At 67.4% G+C, this 15,106-nt stretch carries 13 protein-coding genes; 2 read left to right on the top strand and 11 right to left on the bottom strand.

Annotation, left to right across the window (positions count from 1 at the left end):
- Position 1 precedes the first annotated feature (1 nt).
- The 8 genes from bamA to DTQ71_RS11350 form a co-directional block, all read right to left on the bottom strand.
- The gene (bamA, locus tag DTQ71_RS11380; protein ID WP_109564412.1) at positions 2–2,353 is read right to left on the bottom strand and encodes an outer membrane protein assembly factor BamA; all 2,352 of its coding nucleotides are present in this window, start codon (positions 2,351–2,353) and stop codon (positions 2–4) included.
- A 121-nt stretch (positions 2,354–2,474) separates the two neighbouring features.
- Positions 2,475–2,600 (bottom strand): hypothetical protein, encoded by a 126-nt coding sequence (locus tag DTQ71_RS24610; RefSeq protein WP_281271237.1) that lies wholly within the window; start codon positions 2,598–2,600, stop codon positions 2,475–2,477.
- A gap of 98 nt (positions 2,601–2,698) precedes the next feature.
- Entirely contained in the window at positions 2,699–4,030 is a 1,332-nt protein-coding gene (rseP, locus tag DTQ71_RS11375; RefSeq protein WP_109564411.1) for an RIP metalloprotease RseP, read from the bottom strand.
- An 11-nt stretch (positions 4,031–4,041) separates the two neighbouring features.
- Entirely contained in the window at positions 4,042–5,196 is a 1,155-nt protein-coding gene (dxr, locus tag DTQ71_RS11370; RefSeq protein ID WP_109564410.1) for a 1-deoxy-D-xylulose-5-phosphate reductoisomerase, read from the bottom strand.
- Positions 5,196–6,074: a phosphatidate cytidylyltransferase gene (locus DTQ71_RS11365; protein WP_245947437.1), complete on the bottom strand. Its 879-nt coding sequence runs from the start codon at positions 6,072–6,074 to the stop codon at positions 5,196–5,198. The genes dxr and DTQ71_RS11365 overlap by 1 nt, the downstream gene beginning before the upstream one ends.
- Positions 6,071–6,787, bottom strand: a complete 717-nt coding sequence (gene uppS, locus DTQ71_RS11360) for a polyprenyl diphosphate synthase (RefSeq protein ID WP_109564409.1) — start codon at positions 6,785–6,787, stop codon at positions 6,071–6,073. Before uppS ends, DTQ71_RS11365 begins: the two co-directional genes overlap by 4 nt.
- Before the next feature lie 259 nt (positions 6,788–7,046).
- Positions 7,047–7,601 (bottom strand): ribosome recycling factor, encoded by a 555-nt coding sequence (frr, locus tag DTQ71_RS11355; protein WP_109564408.1) that lies wholly within the window; start codon positions 7,599–7,601, stop codon positions 7,047–7,049.
- 185 nt (positions 7,602–7,786) lie between these two features.
- On the bottom strand, positions 7,787–8,620 hold the full coding sequence (locus DTQ71_RS11350) for a universal stress protein (RefSeq protein ID WP_170125403.1): 834 nt from the start codon (positions 8,618–8,620) through the stop codon (positions 7,787–7,789).
- A gap of 221 nt (positions 8,621–8,841) precedes the next feature.
- Between DTQ71_RS11350 and thrS the strand changes: the two genes are divergently transcribed.
- Together thrS and DTQ71_RS11340 are read left to right on the top strand one after the other, a co-directional pair.
- A complete protein-coding gene (thrS, locus tag DTQ71_RS11345; protein WP_109564406.1) occupies positions 8,842–10,788 on the top strand; it encodes a threonine--tRNA ligase in 1,947 nt (648 codons plus the stop codon).
- 145 nt (positions 10,789–10,933) lie between these two features.
- Complete coding sequence (locus tag DTQ71_RS11340) at positions 10,934–11,248, top strand: hypothetical protein (RefSeq protein ID WP_109564405.1); 315 nt, start codon at positions 10,934–10,936, stop codon at positions 11,246–11,248.
- Positions 11,249–11,526: 278 nt separating this feature from the next.
- Here DTQ71_RS11340 and DTQ71_RS11335 read toward each other — a convergent pair whose 3' ends face one another.
- The 3 genes from DTQ71_RS11335 to DTQ71_RS11325 all read right to left on the bottom strand — a co-directional run bounded on the left by DTQ71_RS11335 (position 11,527) and on the right by DTQ71_RS11325 (position 15,014).
- Positions 11,527–12,198, bottom strand: a complete 672-nt coding sequence (locus DTQ71_RS11335) for an SOS response-associated peptidase (RefSeq protein WP_109564404.1) — start codon at positions 12,196–12,198, stop codon at positions 11,527–11,529.
- Between the two features lie 6 nt (positions 12,199–12,204).
- Entirely contained in the window at positions 12,205–13,311 is a 1,107-nt protein-coding gene (locus tag DTQ71_RS11330; protein WP_170125402.1) for a histidine kinase dimerization/phosphoacceptor domain -containing protein, read from the bottom strand.
- Between the two features lie 125 nt (positions 13,312–13,436).
- Entirely contained in the window at positions 13,437–15,014 is a 1,578-nt protein-coding gene (locus DTQ71_RS11325) for a bifunctional metallophosphatase/5'-nucleotidase (RefSeq protein WP_109564511.1), read from the bottom strand.
- Positions 15,015–15,106 lie beyond the last annotated feature (92 nt).

Below are 15,106 nucleotides of genomic sequence, written 5' to 3'. Positions count from 1 at the left end.
GTCAGAACCGGGTCTGGATGGTCAGATCGAAATTCTGCTCGCGGTCGAAATCCCGCTTGTTGATCGCGCTGGTGAAGTTGAACCGCAGCGGACCGATCTGCGTGTCCCACAAGATGCCGAAACCGACGGCCGAGTTGAGGAAGAATTCGTCATCCACCGGCTGTCCGCCATCGGGACCGCCATTGGTGTCGTCCAGCCCCCAGACCGACGCCATGTCGACGAACGCAGCCCCCGAGATCCCATACTCGTCCGGCAGAATGCCGATCGGGAAGAGCGCCTCGAAACGCGCCGCGACATATTGATTGCCGCCCAGAGCATCGTCGTCGGCGTTCAGATCGCGCGGTCCGATCCCGCCCGACTCGAAGCCGCGAATGATCCGCGGTCCGTTGAAGAAGCGGTTTGCCTGCAGGGAGTTGGTATCGCCCAGCGATGTCAGAATCCCGCCCTCGAAGGAGGCGCGCAGGGTGATCTCCTCATTGGCGATGGTCCGTTGGCCGGTGGCCTCGACCGTGGTCTTCACGAACTCCGCATCGCCCCCGAGCCCGGCGAATTCCTGCCCGAAGCGCAGCCGCACGCCCCGGGTCGGATCCAGGCCCCGCCCGATGGTATTGTAGGTAAAGCGATAGCCGAAGCTGGACGTGATGTTGGAGCCCTCGTCGTTTTCGAGGATCTGCGACAACTGCGTCGTGTCGTTGGGGTTCAGCGTATCCTCGGTCAGGCTGTAGAAGACGCCGAGGCGGCTGAATTCGCCCGTCGGAAACTCGAGCCCCGGACGGACCCCGATCGAGCGCGTGTCGAAGCTCTGATCGTCGTCATCCGTCTCCCGGTAGAACAGCGAGAAGGACGCGGCGAGATCGCGGTTGAGAAAGAATGGCTCGACGAAGGTAATGTTCGAGGACGTGTCCTGCGACCCGGTATCGATCGTAAAGTTCAGCGTCTGGCCGCGCCCCAGGAAGTTTGTCTCCGCAAAGGACAGGGCGACGCCCGCCCCGTCCTCGACCGAGTAGTTGATGCCGAAGCCAAGAGAGCCCGTCGGCTGCTCCTCGACATCCACATCGACGATGACCTGGCCCTCCGCGGTGCCGGCCCGCGCGTTGACATCCGCCTGGCTGAAATAGTCCAGGGCGCGGATGCGCTCCGCGGCGGCGCGGATGGCGCGGGGGTTGAAGGGGTCGCCTTCGACGGTGTCGAACTGGCGGCGGATCACACGGTCGAGCGTGGTGGCATTGCCCTCGATGTCGATCCGTTCGACGAAGATCCGCTCTCCGCGCTCGACCTCGAAGACCACGTCGATGGTCAGGTCCCGGTCATTGCGCGAGAAGCGCGGCGTCACGCGGATAAAGTCCAGCCCCTCGCGGAGCGCCAGAAGCTCCAGCCGCTCGATCGTCCGCTCCACCGCTTGCGGGCTGAACACGTCGCCGGGGCGCACGCGGATCTCGGAGTCGTAGAGCGGAACGTCGATGACATCGAGCACGCTATCGGCCGAGACCTCGCCGAAGCGGAACTGCTGCCCTTCCTCGACCTGGAACGTGACGAAGAACGCGTCACGGGACGGCGCAAGCTCCGGCGTGGCCGACAGAACCCGGAAGTCGGCATAGCCGCGCGAGAGATAGAAGTCGCGCAGCAATTGCTGGTCGAAGGCGATGCGGTCGGCAACGAAGGTGTCGGAGCCGATGATCGCGCGGAAAATGCCGGCCTGGCTCGTCTCCAGGACGCGGCGCAGGCGCCGGTCGGAGAAGGCGCGGTTGCCCACGAAGCTGAGACGCTCGACCTCGGAGACGCGGCCCTCGGCCACCTCGAAGACGAGATCGACGCGGTTGCCGCTGCGCTCGATGATCTTGGGCACCACGGTCGTGGCCAGACGGCCCGAGGCGGCATAGGCGTCGGTGATCGCCGCGGCGTCCCGCTCGGCCTGGGCCGGGCTGTAGGTCCGGCGCGGGGTCGAGGTGACGACGGTCAGCAGATCCTCGTCGCTGAGCCGCGCGTTGCCCTCGATGGAGATGCGGTTAATCGTCGGGAACTCATCGACCAGGATCAAGAGCTTGCCGCCTTGCGGAATGATCTCGACCCGCTGGAAGAGGCCCGATCCCTGGAGGCGTTGAAAGCCGTCGTTCAACTGGCCGGCGCTGACCGTTTGCCCCGGAGCCACGCCGAGGTTCGTCAGGATGGTCGCGGCTTCGATCCGGGTGTTGCCCTGGATCTCGAACTCGGTGAAGCGGAAGGTCTGCGCCTGGCTGGCGCCGGCGATCACGACCGCTCCGATCCCGCCAAGCAGCGTGGCCCGTAGGCCGGTCGTCATCCGGGTTATCACATCTCGGGCGTCCAGCGCCCGCGCGCCGCCGCGATCGTCCATGTCCAATGCCCCGCCCTCGCGTTTTTATGGATTGTGAGTAGCGAAGCGGCCTTTCGATGTCAAAGCGCCCCGCCGACCGAGCAAGGTCAGCGGGGCGCAAAAATGTGACGGTCTGTCGGGGTCAGATGGACTGGATCCAGGCCGCCATCAAAACCGCCAGAGCGATCACCAGGACCGAGAGAACCCGGTCGATGTTCAAGCCCATGAAGATGGACAATCCGCGATATCCGTTTCTGATCTGCTGCATGGTCTACGCCCCGCTTCAATGACCTCCCCCGGATGGCCCCGAATTTGGGCAGGACTGAGGCACGGTCGCGGCATTTTCCGCCCCGGGCCGGGTCCCGATCAAGGGCAGAAGATCAGATCGTTAAAGGTCGCGAACACCATCACGGTCAGCATCACGCTGATGCCCACCGACATCAGAACGCGCACCGCCCCGTCCGAGGGGGGACGACCCCGGACCGCTTCATAGGCGTGGAAAACCAGGTGTCCGCCGTCGAGCACGGGAATCGGGAAGAGGTTCAACAGACCCACCGCTGTCGAGAGCACCGCGATCATCCAGATGAAACTGTCGACCCCCTGGCTGGCCGCCGCGCCCGAGACTTCCGCGATGCCGACAGGACCGGACAGGTTGCAGCTGCTGATGGCGCCCGTCGAGATATGCGCCAGCGCCGACAGCGAGGACCGGACGATATAGATCGTCTGCTCGACCCCCTGCTGCATCGCCGTCAGCGGTCCGACCGATTCGGTCTGCGGGTCGAAGAAAAGCGCGCCGGTGATGCCGATCAGATAGCGGGTTTCGAAAGTGCCGTCGGGCTGCGGCAGGTCGGTGGAGCGCGGCGTGAGCGTGAATTCCAGCATCTCGCCCGCGCGCCACACATCGAGCGAAAGCGGCACGCCTTCGCCCGCGGCCACGGCGGCCTGAAGCTCCTGGAAGGAGTGGATCGGCGTGCCGTCGATGGCGCGGATCACGTCGCCCTCGGCCAGCCCGATATCCCACGCGGCCGAGCGCGCGTTCACGGTCTCGATCCGCGCCGGCATGAGATGGGCGGCCTCGACACTCTGGCTGCTGCCGTCGCGGACGATCTCATAGGTGACCGTGGGCGACGGGGGCAGCGTGCGCGAGACCTCCGAGAGTTCCTGCAAGGTCTCCACCGGCTGGCCCTCGACCGAGAGCACGAGATCCCCCTGCTCCAGCAGGACGACATCCTCGGGCATGGCCTTGGTCTTGCCGATCACCGGCGTCTCGACGGCCGCCCCGCTCCAGAGCACGAAAGCCGCGAAAACGAGGATCGACAGCATGAAATTGAAGACGGGTCCCGCCGCGACCGTCGCCGAGCGGCGCCACAGCGCCGCGCCGGTCATGGTCTCGGCCCGCTGCGCAGCCGTCATCTCGGCGACCGAGCCATCGGCCCCCACCGAGGCCGCGTTGGCATCCCCCCGGAATTTGACATAGCCGCCCAAAGGCAGCGCCGCGATCTGCCATCGCGTCCCGTGGCGGTCCATCCGGCTGGCCAGCACCGGCCCGAAGCCGATCGAGAAGACATCCGCCTTGATGCCGCACCAGCGGCCGACGATGTAATGGCCGTATTCATGCACCGCGACGATGATCGACAGCGCCACCACGAAGGCCGCGAGTGTCCAGAGCAGACCACCGAACTGGGGAATGAATTCCATGTCGCCTCCTGTCAGGGCGCGTGGGTCAGGGCGCGCGCCACACGGTCGGTATCCAGCACCATATCGAGTGTAATCCTGTCCGCATCAAGGCATCCGCGCCTTTCCAGCCCGTTAAGCGTCGCTTCGACCCGGGGCGCCATGTCGGTGAACGCGATCTCGCCACCGATGAAGAGGTCGAGCGCGGCCTCCTTTGCGGCGTTGAACGCCGCCCCGCGCAGGCCGCCGCCGGCGATCACCGCACGCGCCAGATCGAGCGCGGGATAGCGCGCCGGATCGGGCGCCGAGAACTCGAGCGAGCCGAGCGCGGTCAAATCTACGCGATCCACCGGCAGGTCGCGCCGCTCGGGCCAGTGCAGCGCAAAGCCGATGGCGTGGCGCATGTCGGGCGCGCCGAGATGCGCCATCAACGCGCCGTCGCGGAACTGGACCAGGGCGTGAACGATGCTCTGGGGATGGATCACCGCCTCGATGCCGCCGGGCGGCGTGCCGAAATATTCGTGGGTCTCGATCAGCTCCATCGCTTTGTTGAACATCGAGGCCGAGTCGATGGTGATCCGCTGGCCCATGTCCCAGTTCGGATGGCTGCCCGCCTCTTCGACCGTGGCCTGGGCCAGCCGGTCGAGCGGCCAGTCGCGCAAGCCCCCGCCCGAGGCGGTGATGACGATCTTTTCCACGGCTCCGGGGTCGTTGTCGGCCAGCGCCTGGAAGACGGCGGAATGTTCGCTGTCGACGGGCAGGACGCGCGCGCCATGGGCGCGGGCCTCCGCCATCAGGAGCGGACCCGCGCAGACGAGCGATTCCTTGTTGGCCAGCGCCAGCGTGCCGCCATGGCGCAGCGCCCGCAGGCCGGGCACGAGCCCTGCCGCCCCGACGATGGCCGACATGCACCAGTCGGTCGGCCGGTCGGCGGCCTCCTCCAGGGCGGCCTGCCCCGCCGCCGCCTCGATGCCCGTCCCCGCCAGCGCGTCGCGCAACTCCGGCAGCCGCGCCTCGTCGGCGGTGACGGCCAGCTCTGCGCCCAGACGCCGCGCATCGGCGGCCAGCTGCGCCACGTTCGACGCGCCGGTCAGCGCCACGACGTCGTATTCGTCCGGCGCCCGCGCGATCAGATCGATGGTGTTCTGCCCGATGGAGCCCGTCGCCCCGAAAATGCTGACCCGACGCATCAAACCCCCGGCGGCGGCGGAAATTCAGACAGCGACTCGATCACCAGCAGCATCAGCGCCGCGCCAAGCATCGCGTCGAACCGGTCGAACAGCCCGCCATGACCGGGCAGCAGGTTGGAGGAGTCCTTGACCCCCATCTTCCGCTTCACCGCGCTTTCGGCGATATCGCCCATCTGCGCCATCATCGCCAGCGCGACGGAGATCCCGACCGTCTCCAGGCCCGCCCCCATCGCGACGGCCCAGATCCAGCCGATCAGCGCCGCGCCGATCCAGCCGGCCACCGTGCCGGACCAGGTCTTCTTCGGGCTGACGCGCGGCCAGAATTTCGGTCCCCCGATGATCCGGCCCGCAAAATAACCCGCCACGTCCGAGACGACGACCACGGCGATCAGCCAAAGCATCCAGGCCAGGCCGAATTCCGTCAGATGCTGCGTCAGCGACAGGCCCGCCAGCACGATCGCCGCCGAAAACCCGACCATGATCCGCCGGTGCCGCCGGATGAAGGCGATGGCCGTCATCGGCACCAGCATCAGCAGCGGTAGACCGAAGCCGATGGGCATCACGCTCGCCGCCGCGACGCCCAGCGCGCCCACGACCGCCATCAGGCGCGCGCGCTTGGGCCCGGTGCGCACCATCGTCGCCAGTTCCCACAGCATGAGGCCCACACAGACCGAGATCAGGGTGATGAAGACTGGCCCGCCGAACCAGATCGCCGTGCCGCCGATCAGCATAAGGAAGATCGCCGTGGCGAGCCGGGGCGCAAGATCCTGGAACCGGCCGGTCACGGCCGGCGCGACGGGCTCGGCCTGTTCGAACTGGAAGAGCGGCGGCTCCTCCTCCTCGGCTTCGGGCCGGGGCGGTCGGGTGCCTTCGGTCACGCCTTGATGCCGCCGAAACGCCGATCCCGGCCGGAGTAGCGCGCGAGGACGGCCTCGAAATCGGAGCGCCGGAAATCGGGCCAGAGGGTGTCGACGAACTCATACTCCGCATAGGCGGATTGCCAGAGCAGGAAGTTCGAGATGCGCGCCTCGCCGCTGGTGCGGATCACCAGATCGGGGTCGGGCAGGACATGGGTGTCGAGATAGCGCGGCAGCGTCTCGTCGGTTATGTCGTCGGGGTCGAGCCGCCCGGCCGCCACGTCGCGGGCCAGCCGCTTGGTCGCGCGGGAGACCTCGTCGCGGCCGCCATAGTTGATCGCGATGGTCAGATTGACGCGGGTGTTATGCGCCGTCAGCGCCTCGATCCAGTTCATCAGCCGCTGAAGCTTGACGTCGAGCCGGAGCCGGTCGCCGATGAAGCGGACCCGCACGCCCTGCCCCAGCATGTCCTGCGCCTCGTTCTCGATATAGCGCCGGAAGAGGCCCATCAGACCGGCGACTTCCTCCTGGGTGCGTTTCCAGTTCTCGGTCGAGAAGGCGAAGATGGTGATGTACTCGACGCCGTTGTCGGGGCAGGCCTCGACGATCTCGCGCACGCGCTTGGCGCCGGCGCGGTGGCCCAGCAGGCGCGGGCGGCCGCGCTGCTGCGCCCAGCGGCCATTGCCGTCCATGATGATGGCCACGTGGCGGGGGCCTTGGGCGGGGGTGCTCATCGCTCGTTCCTCTCGCTCTTCGCGGGGGCGTCGGACGGGTTTTGCGCCTGTGGCCCTTGGTTTGCATGGAGCGCCTTCCGCGCCCCGGGAAATGGTGCGAGGCGGCGCGCGCCCGGCGCCCCGCCTCTCGGTCGCCCGAAAGGTCCACTGGACCTTTCGCCCGCGCGGTGCGCGGGTGCGGCCGGGCCCGGGGCTTCGCCCTTTGACGGCCCGAAAGGTCCACTGGACCTTTCGCCCGCGCGGTGCGCGGGTGCGGCCGTCAAACCTGCATGATCTCCGCCTGTTTGGCTTCGAGCGCGGCATCGACGGCCTTGATGTGCTTGTCGGTCAGCTCCTGGACCTCCTGCTCCCACATCTTGCGCTCGTCTTCCGGCGGGTCGCCCTTCTTGATCTGTTCCATCCCGTCGCGGCGCACGTTGCGGATCGAGATCCGGGCACCCTCGGCATACTGGCCGGCGACCTTGCCCAGTTCCCGCCGCCGCTCCTCGTTGAGTTCGGGGATGGGCAGCATGATGATCGTGCCGTTGAGCTGCGGGTTGATGCCCAGTCCGCTCTCGCGGATGGCCTTCTCGACCTTGCCGACCAGCGACTTGTCCCAGACGTTGATCGTCACCATCCGCGGCTCGGGCACGTTGACGGTGCCGACCTGGTTGATGGGCGTCGGGCTGCCATAGGCATCGACCATCACCGGCTCCAGCATGGAAGCCGATGCGCGGCCCGTCCTGAGGCTCGCGAATTCCGTGCGCAGGTTGGCCATCGCTCCATCCATGCGCCGCTCCAGATCCGCGACATCCAGATCGAAATCGTCGCTCATACGTCTTTACCCCGTCGAGGTCAGTCATTTCCGTGACGCTCCTTACCCGCTCGCGGGGCGCGATGCCAGTGTCAGCACATCCGCGCCCCGGGCAATCCCATAACGGCCCCATAACGGCCGGGTCGCCCAGGACACGCAGGCTCTAACTGCAGATTTCGTGCAAAATGCGGCCGGAAAGCCGCGACCTATTCCGGCGGCGCAATCAAGACGTCGCAATCGGCGGTCAGCGCGACGTCCTCGGCCGTGGCCCCGAGCAGGAACCGCGCGAGCCCCGAGCGCGCATGACGCCCAAGCGCCAGGAGGTCGGCTTCGCCATCGACGGCCCGGCGGCGCAGCACATGGCCCGGAGGGCCGATGACGATGACCTGCCCCGGAACCGGGTCGCCGCCCAACTCGGCCGCGTCCCCGGCGATCTTGGTCTCCAGCCGTTGGCGCATCGCGGCGGGCATCGTGGCCGCCGCGTCAATGCCATAGGGGCTGCCGCCATAGGGCTCGACCCAGGCATGAACCAAGGTCAGCGCCGCATCGGGGGCCAGCGCCCGTGCCGTCAGCCCCGCGATCCGGGCCGCGGGCGAGAAATCCCAGGCCACGGAGACCGCCGCATAGGGCGCCTCGGGTCGTCCGGTCACGACCAGCACCGGCAATTCAGTGCCACGCACCAGCCGAACCAGCGTCGGGGTCCCCAGCAGCTCGGCCATGCCGCGGTTGCGGTGGCCGCCCACCACCAGGAGATCGGCGCCGTATTCCGCGGCGACCTTGGGCAGCAGCACGTCGATATGCCCCGCCTCGATCGAGATCTCGGGCGAGAGCTCCGACAGCGCCGGCGTCTGCGCGACCATCGCCTCAAGAGCATCCGTGACCTCTTCCGTCCGCGTCTGTAACATCGCAGCGGGCAGGTCGTCATCCACGACGTGAACGATCCGGAGAGCCGCGCCCTTCGCCCCTGCCAGCTGCGCGGCCCGCAGGACCGCGCGATCCGATCGCGCGCTCAGATCGGTGGCGACGAGGATCTTTTCCATGAGGTCTCTCCCTTGCTCGATGGCGCGCCACAGATAGGCGGCCAGAGCGGAAGCTACCTTGATCCCGGTCAACCTTCGGGCCGCGGCGGGCATGGGCCTGGGAAATCGACCCCGGCCGTTCAACGCGCGGTTGCGCTCGGCCGCGTCAGCGGCCACAAGCGCGGCACACATACCCGCAACCGGGCGTTCCGTGGGCGCCAAACCGACGAGGAGGACACGCGATGTCCCAGATCACCCTCACCTTCCCCGATGGCAATCAGCGTCAGGTCCCCGCCGGGATCACCCCGGCCGAGGTGGCTGCGGATATCTCCAAATCATTGTCCAAGAAGGCGATCTCCGCCCAGGTCAACGACACGCATTGGGATCTCGCCTGGCCGATCGAAGCCGACGCCACGATCGCCATCAACACCATGCAGGACGAGGAACCGGCGCTGGAGCTGATCCGCCACGACCTCGCCCATGTCATGGCGCGCGCCGTCCAGGCGATCTGGCCCGACGTCAAGGTCACCATCGGCCCGGTCCGCGATTTCGGCTGGTTCTACGATTTCGACCGGGAGGAGCCCTTCACCCCCGAGGATCTCGGCCAGATCGAGGCCGAGATGAAGCGCATCATCGCCGCCCGCGACCCTGTCCGCACCGAGGTCTGGGACCGCGCCCGCGCGCGCAAGCATTACGAGGACACGAACGAGCCGTTCAAGGTCGAGCTCATCGACCGGATTCCGGGCGATGAGCCGATCCGGATGTATTGGCACGGCGACTGGCAGGACCTCTGCCGAGGCCCACATCTGCAACATACCGGGCAGATCCCGGCGGATGCCTTCAAGCTGACCCGCGTCTCGGCGGCCTATTGGCTGGGCGACAACACCCGGCCGCAGCTTCAGCGCATCTACGGCATCGCCTTCCGCAACCGCGACGACCTGAAATCGCATCTCAAGTTCCTGGAGGAGGCCGAGGCCCGCGACCACCGCCGCCTGGGCCGCGAGATGGACCTCTACCACATGCAGGAAGAGGCGCCGGGCCAGGTCTTCTGGCACCCGAACGGCTGGACCATCTACACCGAGCTTCAGGACTATGTCCGCCGCCGCCAGCGCGCGGGCGGCTATGTCGAGGTCAACACGCCCCAGGTCGTGAACCGCAAGCTATGGGAAGAATCCGGCCACTGGGACAAATACCAGGAGCACATGTTCATCGTCGAAGTCGACGAGGAGCATGCGCGCGAAAAGACCGTCAACGCGCTCAAACCGATGAACTGCCCGTGCCACGTGCAGATCTTCAAGCAGGGCCTGACCTCCTACCGCGACCTGCCGCTCCGGATGGCGGAGTTCGGCTCCTGCGCCCGCTACGAGCCGTCGGGCGCGCTGCACGGCATCATGCGGGTGCGCGGCTTCACCCAGGATGACGGGCATATCTTCTGCCGCGAGGACCAGATCGAGAGCGAGACCGCCCGCTATATCGAGTTCCTGTCGGCGATCTATCGCGACATCGGCTTTCCGGAATTCGAGGTGCTGTTCTCGGACCGGCCCGAAAAGCGGTCGGGCTCGGACGAGGTCTGGGACAGGGCCGAAAAGGCCCTGCTCGACGCCACCCGCGCCGCCGGGATCGAGCCTAATATCAACCCGGGCGAAGGCGCGTTCTATGGGCCGAAGCTGGAATTCACCCTGACGGACGCGATCGGGCGCAAATGGCAATGCGGTACCTTGCAGGCCGATTTCGTCCTGCCGGAGCGGCTGGGGGCGGAATATGTCGGCGCCGATGGCGAGCGGCACCGGCCCGTGATGCTGCACCGCGCGGCGCTGGGCTCCTTCGAGCGCTTCATCGGCATCCTCATCGAGGAACATGCCGGACGCCTGCCCTTCTGGCTGGCCCCGCGTCAGGTCGTCGTCGCCTCCATCGTGTCTGAGGCCGACGACTACGTCCACGAGGTCGTCGCGGCGCTCAAGGCGGCGGGCGTGCGGGCCGAGGCCGACACCCGCAACGAAAAGATCAACTACAAGGTGCGGGAGCATTCGGTCGGCAAGGTGCCCGCCATCCTCGCCATCGGCCGCAAGGAGGTGGAGGACCGCACCGTCACACTGCGCCGCCTGGGCGAGAAGGCGACGCAGGTGGTCGCGCTCGACGAGGTCGTCGCGGCGCTCGCCGCCGAGGCGACGCCCCCGGACCTGCGCTGAGAGCCTCGGGGCGGCACCCCGCTGCCGCCCCGCATCCTTCGTCATGCCCTGGGCGGACGCGACGGCCCCTGTCCGCCCGCTACGGCGGGCGAGCGGTTGAAATGCTCTGGATTTCGGACGCCAAGGAAGCCGGGAAAGACGACCCATGCAGCAGGAACCGCCGAAGGTTTGGGGTCCGGCCATTGCGGTCGCAGCCGCTCAGATCTTCCTGGCGATCTTCGCGGTTTTCTCTTCGAGCCGGGATATCCTGTCCGACGGGGCCTGCGTCGGAGGCCTTGTCGGCAGCTTGGGGACGCTGGCCCTTCTGGCCCCGATCCTCGTCGCGCTGCTCGTCCTGGCCTGGAAATCTCGAAAGGCGGGCCGTCTGCATTACGGGGTGAAACCCTTGCTGCTTCTGGTCGGCAGCAGCGCCATCGCCTTCCCGCTGAGCATGTCCGCCCTGCTGCATTGCACCGTGTGAGCGCGTTGCGCGGCCGTATCGGTACCGAAAGGCGCCGTCGCCGGTGCTGCAACAAAGATTCAGTTATCCTAGGATTGACCCCGACATGGCCCCCACGCGCCTCATTCGGGCCACATTCGGACGGCATACATGACCTTAAGGCAGCGACGCGGACGGGGTCGACCAGTTCCCCTCCCCCCATCGGGTCCCTCGGACGGGTCTCTTCCTTACTCTCTCTCCCGAAGACCGGTCGACCCGCGTGTTCCACACGCGGGTCGCACCACGTTTGACGCGTCGTCTTACGCGTCGTCCTCGTCGATCAGCGGATCGATCAGCTCCGGCCCCTCGGCGCGGTTGGAGTTGACGGCCCGGGACACGCGATAGCGCGCGATCCTGCCCTCCGGCGCGGCCCGCATCAGCGGCGCAGCCTTGCCCTCCGCCTCGCCGAGCCAGAGCGGCCAGTCCTCGGGCGCCAGCGTCACCGGCTCCCGGTGGTGGATCTCGCGCATTGTCGGCCCCGCCGCGCAGGAGACGATGGCGCAGGTGGCGATCCGGTCCGGCCCCCAATCCTGCCAGATCCCGGCAAAGACCAGCAGCCCGCCATCGGCGGCATGGAAATACCAGGGCAGCCGCGTGCCGTCCTCGGTCTTCACCCATTCGTAGAAGCCGGTGGCCGGGACGAGGCAGCGCCGCTCCCGGCAGGCGGCGCGGAAGGCGGGCTTCTCCGCGACGGTCTCGGCGCGGGCGTTGATGAGAAGAGGGCCATCCGTCGGCGTCTTGTACCAGTGCGGCAGGAACCCCCAGCGCATCGAGACCAGCGCCCGCCGCTCCGCCCCGGCGCGCACGACCGGGATCTGCGTCGTCGGGCAGATGTTCCAGCGCGGCCCCTCCGGCAGATCGTTGGCGGGGATCGCGTCGAACATCTGCACCATCGCATCCTGCGGAAGCGTGAGCGCGTAGCGGCCGCACATGCCGGATCAGTCCGCCGGCAGCGGCGGCATGAATCGCAGTTCCGCAAGGTAGCCGGCTCCGTCCGTGCGCGGCCCGTGCTCCATCGTCCCGCCGAGTTGCAGCGCGGATGCCTGCATCAGCCGCCCCCCAAGGCCCGAACTGCTCGGCTTGGCCGCCCCGCCGATCCCATCGTCGGTGCAGGTCAAGACATAGGTCTGCGCCTCGTCGAGCCGCCCGACGACACGGATCGAGCCCGGCCGCTCCTCCGGGAAGCCGTGCTTGATCGCATTCGACACCATCTCGTTGATCAACAGCCCGAGCGCCGAGGCCTGCGTGCCCCGCAAGCGTAGCGGCTCGATCCGGCAGGAGATGGCGATCTCTTCGGGCGCCGTCTCGGCCAAGTGGCGCACGATCTGGGCGATGTAGTCCGAGACCTCGATCCCCTCAGCGCCGATATCCTGACGGTAGAGCTCCCGATGGAGCGCGGAGGTTGCGGCGATCCGCGCCTCGACCTGCGCGAGCGCGGCCTTGGTCTCCTCGCTTTTGGAGCGGCGGGCGGTCATCCGGGTCATGGCGGCGATGGAGGCGAGGCTGTTCTTGACGCGATGATCGGCCTCGCGCCGCAACTCGTCCGCCGCGCGTAGCGCCTTGTGGAGCTCCAGCATGCGCATCGCCTGATCGGCCAGAACCCGCAGCGCCTGCCGCTGCTGGTCGCCCAGCCGCCGGGGCCGCCGGTCGAGCACACAAAGCGACCCCAGGACGACCCCATCCGCGGTCACGATCGGCGCGCCCGCATAAAACAGCAGCGGGTCGGCGGGATCCGTGACCAGAGGGTTATCGGCCGTGCGGGGATCGGCGCGCATGTCCTCGATTTCAAGAATGTCCTCTTGCAGGATCGCAAAGGAACAGACGGAGCGTTGCAGATCCGTGCCCTCCACATCCAACCCGCAGGCAGCCTCGAAGCTCTGCCCCTCCTCGCGGACGATGGAGATGAGCGCGATGGGGCAATCCGTAATCTGGGAAGCCAGGTCCACCAGCCCGGCGAGGCGCTGCGTGTGGACCTGGGCGCCCAGATCGAACTCGCGGATCGCGGCAAGGCGCTGCGCCTGATTTGCTGGAGTAGGTGCCAGCATCCTCTGCCCCCTTCGGTTGAAACCCGCACTTGGACACACGCTGTATCGGCATGCCATCGCTGCGGAAAGGGCGTTGTGAGCCGGGCCCGAGGCACTGAGGCCCCGGACCCGGCGGGAGTCAAAGCTCAGTTCAGCGTGATGCGCCCATCGGTATAGGGCTCATAGGCGCCGCCCTGCGCCGCGATGTAGTCGATCACGACTTGCTCCAGGCCCGGGCCGTAATCATAGGCGTTGCGGCCCCCCTCGAAGACCGAATAGCCGTCGCCGCCGCCGCGCATGTAGTTGTTGCTGACCACGCCATAGGTCGCCTCGGGGTCGATCTCGGCCCCGTCGATCATAACCGAGACGATCCGGCTGCCCGGCTCGGCCGACAGATCGGCGGTATAGGTGATGCCCGCGACCTGCGGGAAGCGGCCCGCGCCTTCCTCGACCTGGCTCACGCCGTTCTCCAGCGCCTCGATCACCTCGGCGCCGGTCAGCTCGAAGGTGGCCAGCGTGTTCTGGAACGGCAGCACAGTGACGATCTCACCCATGGTGATCTCGCCCTCGTCGATGGAGGCGCGCAGGCCCCCGCCGTTCTGGATGGCGATCTGCACGCCTTGGTCCTTCACGCGGTCGAGCATGGCGTCGGCCACCAGGTTGCCCATCGCGCATTCCATCGCCCGGCAGACCGAGCGGTCGCCCTCGATGAAGCCGGCGGACTGGCCCACGACCTCTTCCTGCATCTCCTGGATCGGCGCGACCAGCTCGGCCACGCGCGCGGCGACCTCGGCGTCCGGTTCCACCGACGCGTCCAGCAGCATCGTGTCGCCGGTGGCCTCGATGACGTTGCCATCCGCATCGAAGACCAGGGTCAGATGACCCAGATACTTGGAATAGGCCCCGGCCTGCACGATCGGCACGCCGCCCACCATGGTCGGATAGGCGGGCGCGCCTTCCACCGTATTCGACAGAAGCGTGTGGCTGTGCCCGCCGACGATGGCGTCGAGCCCCTCGACCCCGCCCTCGGCGATGCGCTGGTCCATCGGAAAGCCGACATGGGTGAGCGCGATGATCTTGTCGATACCGTCCGCGGTCAGGGTGGCCACGTCCTGCGCGATGCTCTCGGCCTCGTCCATGAAGATCACGGTGTCGCTGGGCGACGACGTCTCCGCCGTGTCCGTGGCCAGCGCCGAGACGATGCCGATCCGTGCGCCGCCGACCTCCAGCACCAGCGTGTCGCCGATCTTGTCCTTCAACGTCTCGTTGCCCGACAGGTCCAGGTTTCCGGAGACGACCGGGACGGTCATCAGGTCGATGACCCGCGCCAGATTGCCGTCGCCCTTGTTGAACTCGTGGTTGCCCACCGAGAACACGTCCGGCGCGATGGCGTTGACCATCTCCGCCTCGGCATCGCCGTTATAGACGGTGAACATCAGCGAGCCCTGGAGCTGGTCGCCCGCGTCCATCACCAGGACGTTCTCGCCCGCCAGCTCCGCGCGCTTCATGTCGATGGCGGCCTTCAGCCGCGCCGCGCCGCCAAAGCACTCGCCGGCCGCGTCGTCCTCGGCATTACAGGTCGAATCGAACCGGTTGATCGGCTGGATGCGGCTGTGCATGTCGTTGTAATGCAGAATGTGCAGCGTATAGGCTGCGTGGCCGTCTGCGGCGGCCATGCCGGCCGTGAGAGCCAGGGCGGCCGTTGCGGTCAGTAATCTGTTCATCTTCGTGAACTCCCCGTTGAACGATAGCGGATCCTGCAAAGGTGGCGCGCCGGTGTCAAAGCGATATGACGTCCCGCCTCGCTTGACGGGGC

Origin of the sequence: Jannaschia seohaensis (genome assembly GCF_900116765.1) — a bacterium.
Taxonomy (GTDB): Bacteria; Pseudomonadota; Alphaproteobacteria; order Rhodobacterales; family Rhodobacteraceae; genus Jannaschia; species Jannaschia seohaensis.
The sequence above is the reverse complement of the archived record's forward strand: the minus strand, read 5'-3'. Positions and strand labels throughout refer to the sequence as shown.

Coding starts and splice junctions, on each gene's coding strand:
- thrS (WP_109564406.1), top strand. CDS start 8,842: ATGTCCCAGATCACCCTCACCTTCCCCGATGGCAATCAGCGTCAGGTC.
- DTQ71_RS11330 (WP_170125402.1), bottom strand. CDS start 13,311: ATGCTGGCACCTACTCCAGCAAATCAGGCGCAGCGCCTTGCCGCGATC.
- DTQ71_RS11335 (WP_109564404.1), bottom strand. CDS start 12,198: ATGTGCGGCCGCTACGCGCTCACGCTTCCGCAGGATGCGATGGTGCAG.
- DTQ71_RS11340 (WP_109564405.1), top strand. CDS start 10,934: ATGCAGCAGGAACCGCCGAAGGTTTGGGGTCCGGCCATTGCGGTCGCA.
- rseP (WP_109564411.1), bottom strand. CDS start 4,030: ATGGAATTCATTCCCCAGTTCGGTGGTCTGCTCTGGACACTCGCGGCC.
- DTQ71_RS24610 (WP_281271237.1), bottom strand. CDS start 2,600: ATGCAGCAGATCAGAAACGGATATCGCGGATTGTCCATCTTCATGGGC.
- uppS (WP_109564409.1), bottom strand. CDS start 6,787: ATGAGCACCCCCGCCCAAGGCCCCCGCCACGTGGCCATCATCATGGAC.
- DTQ71_RS11325 (WP_109564511.1), bottom strand. CDS start 15,014: ATGAACAGATTACTGACCGCAACGGCCGCCCTGGCTCTCACGGCCGGC.
- frr (WP_109564408.1), bottom strand. CDS start 7,601: ATGAGCGACGATTTCGATCTGGATGTCGCGGATCTGGAGCGGCGCATG.
- dxr (WP_109564410.1), bottom strand. CDS start 5,196: ATGCGTCGGGTCAGCATTTTCGGGGCGACGGGCTCCATCGGGCAGAAC.
- bamA (WP_109564412.1), bottom strand. CDS start 2,353: ATGGACGATCGCGGCGGCGCGCGGGCGCTGGACGCCCGAGATGTGATA.
- DTQ71_RS11350 (WP_170125403.1), bottom strand. CDS start 8,620: ATGGAAAAGATCCTCGTCGCCACCGATCTGAGCGCGCGATCGGATCGC.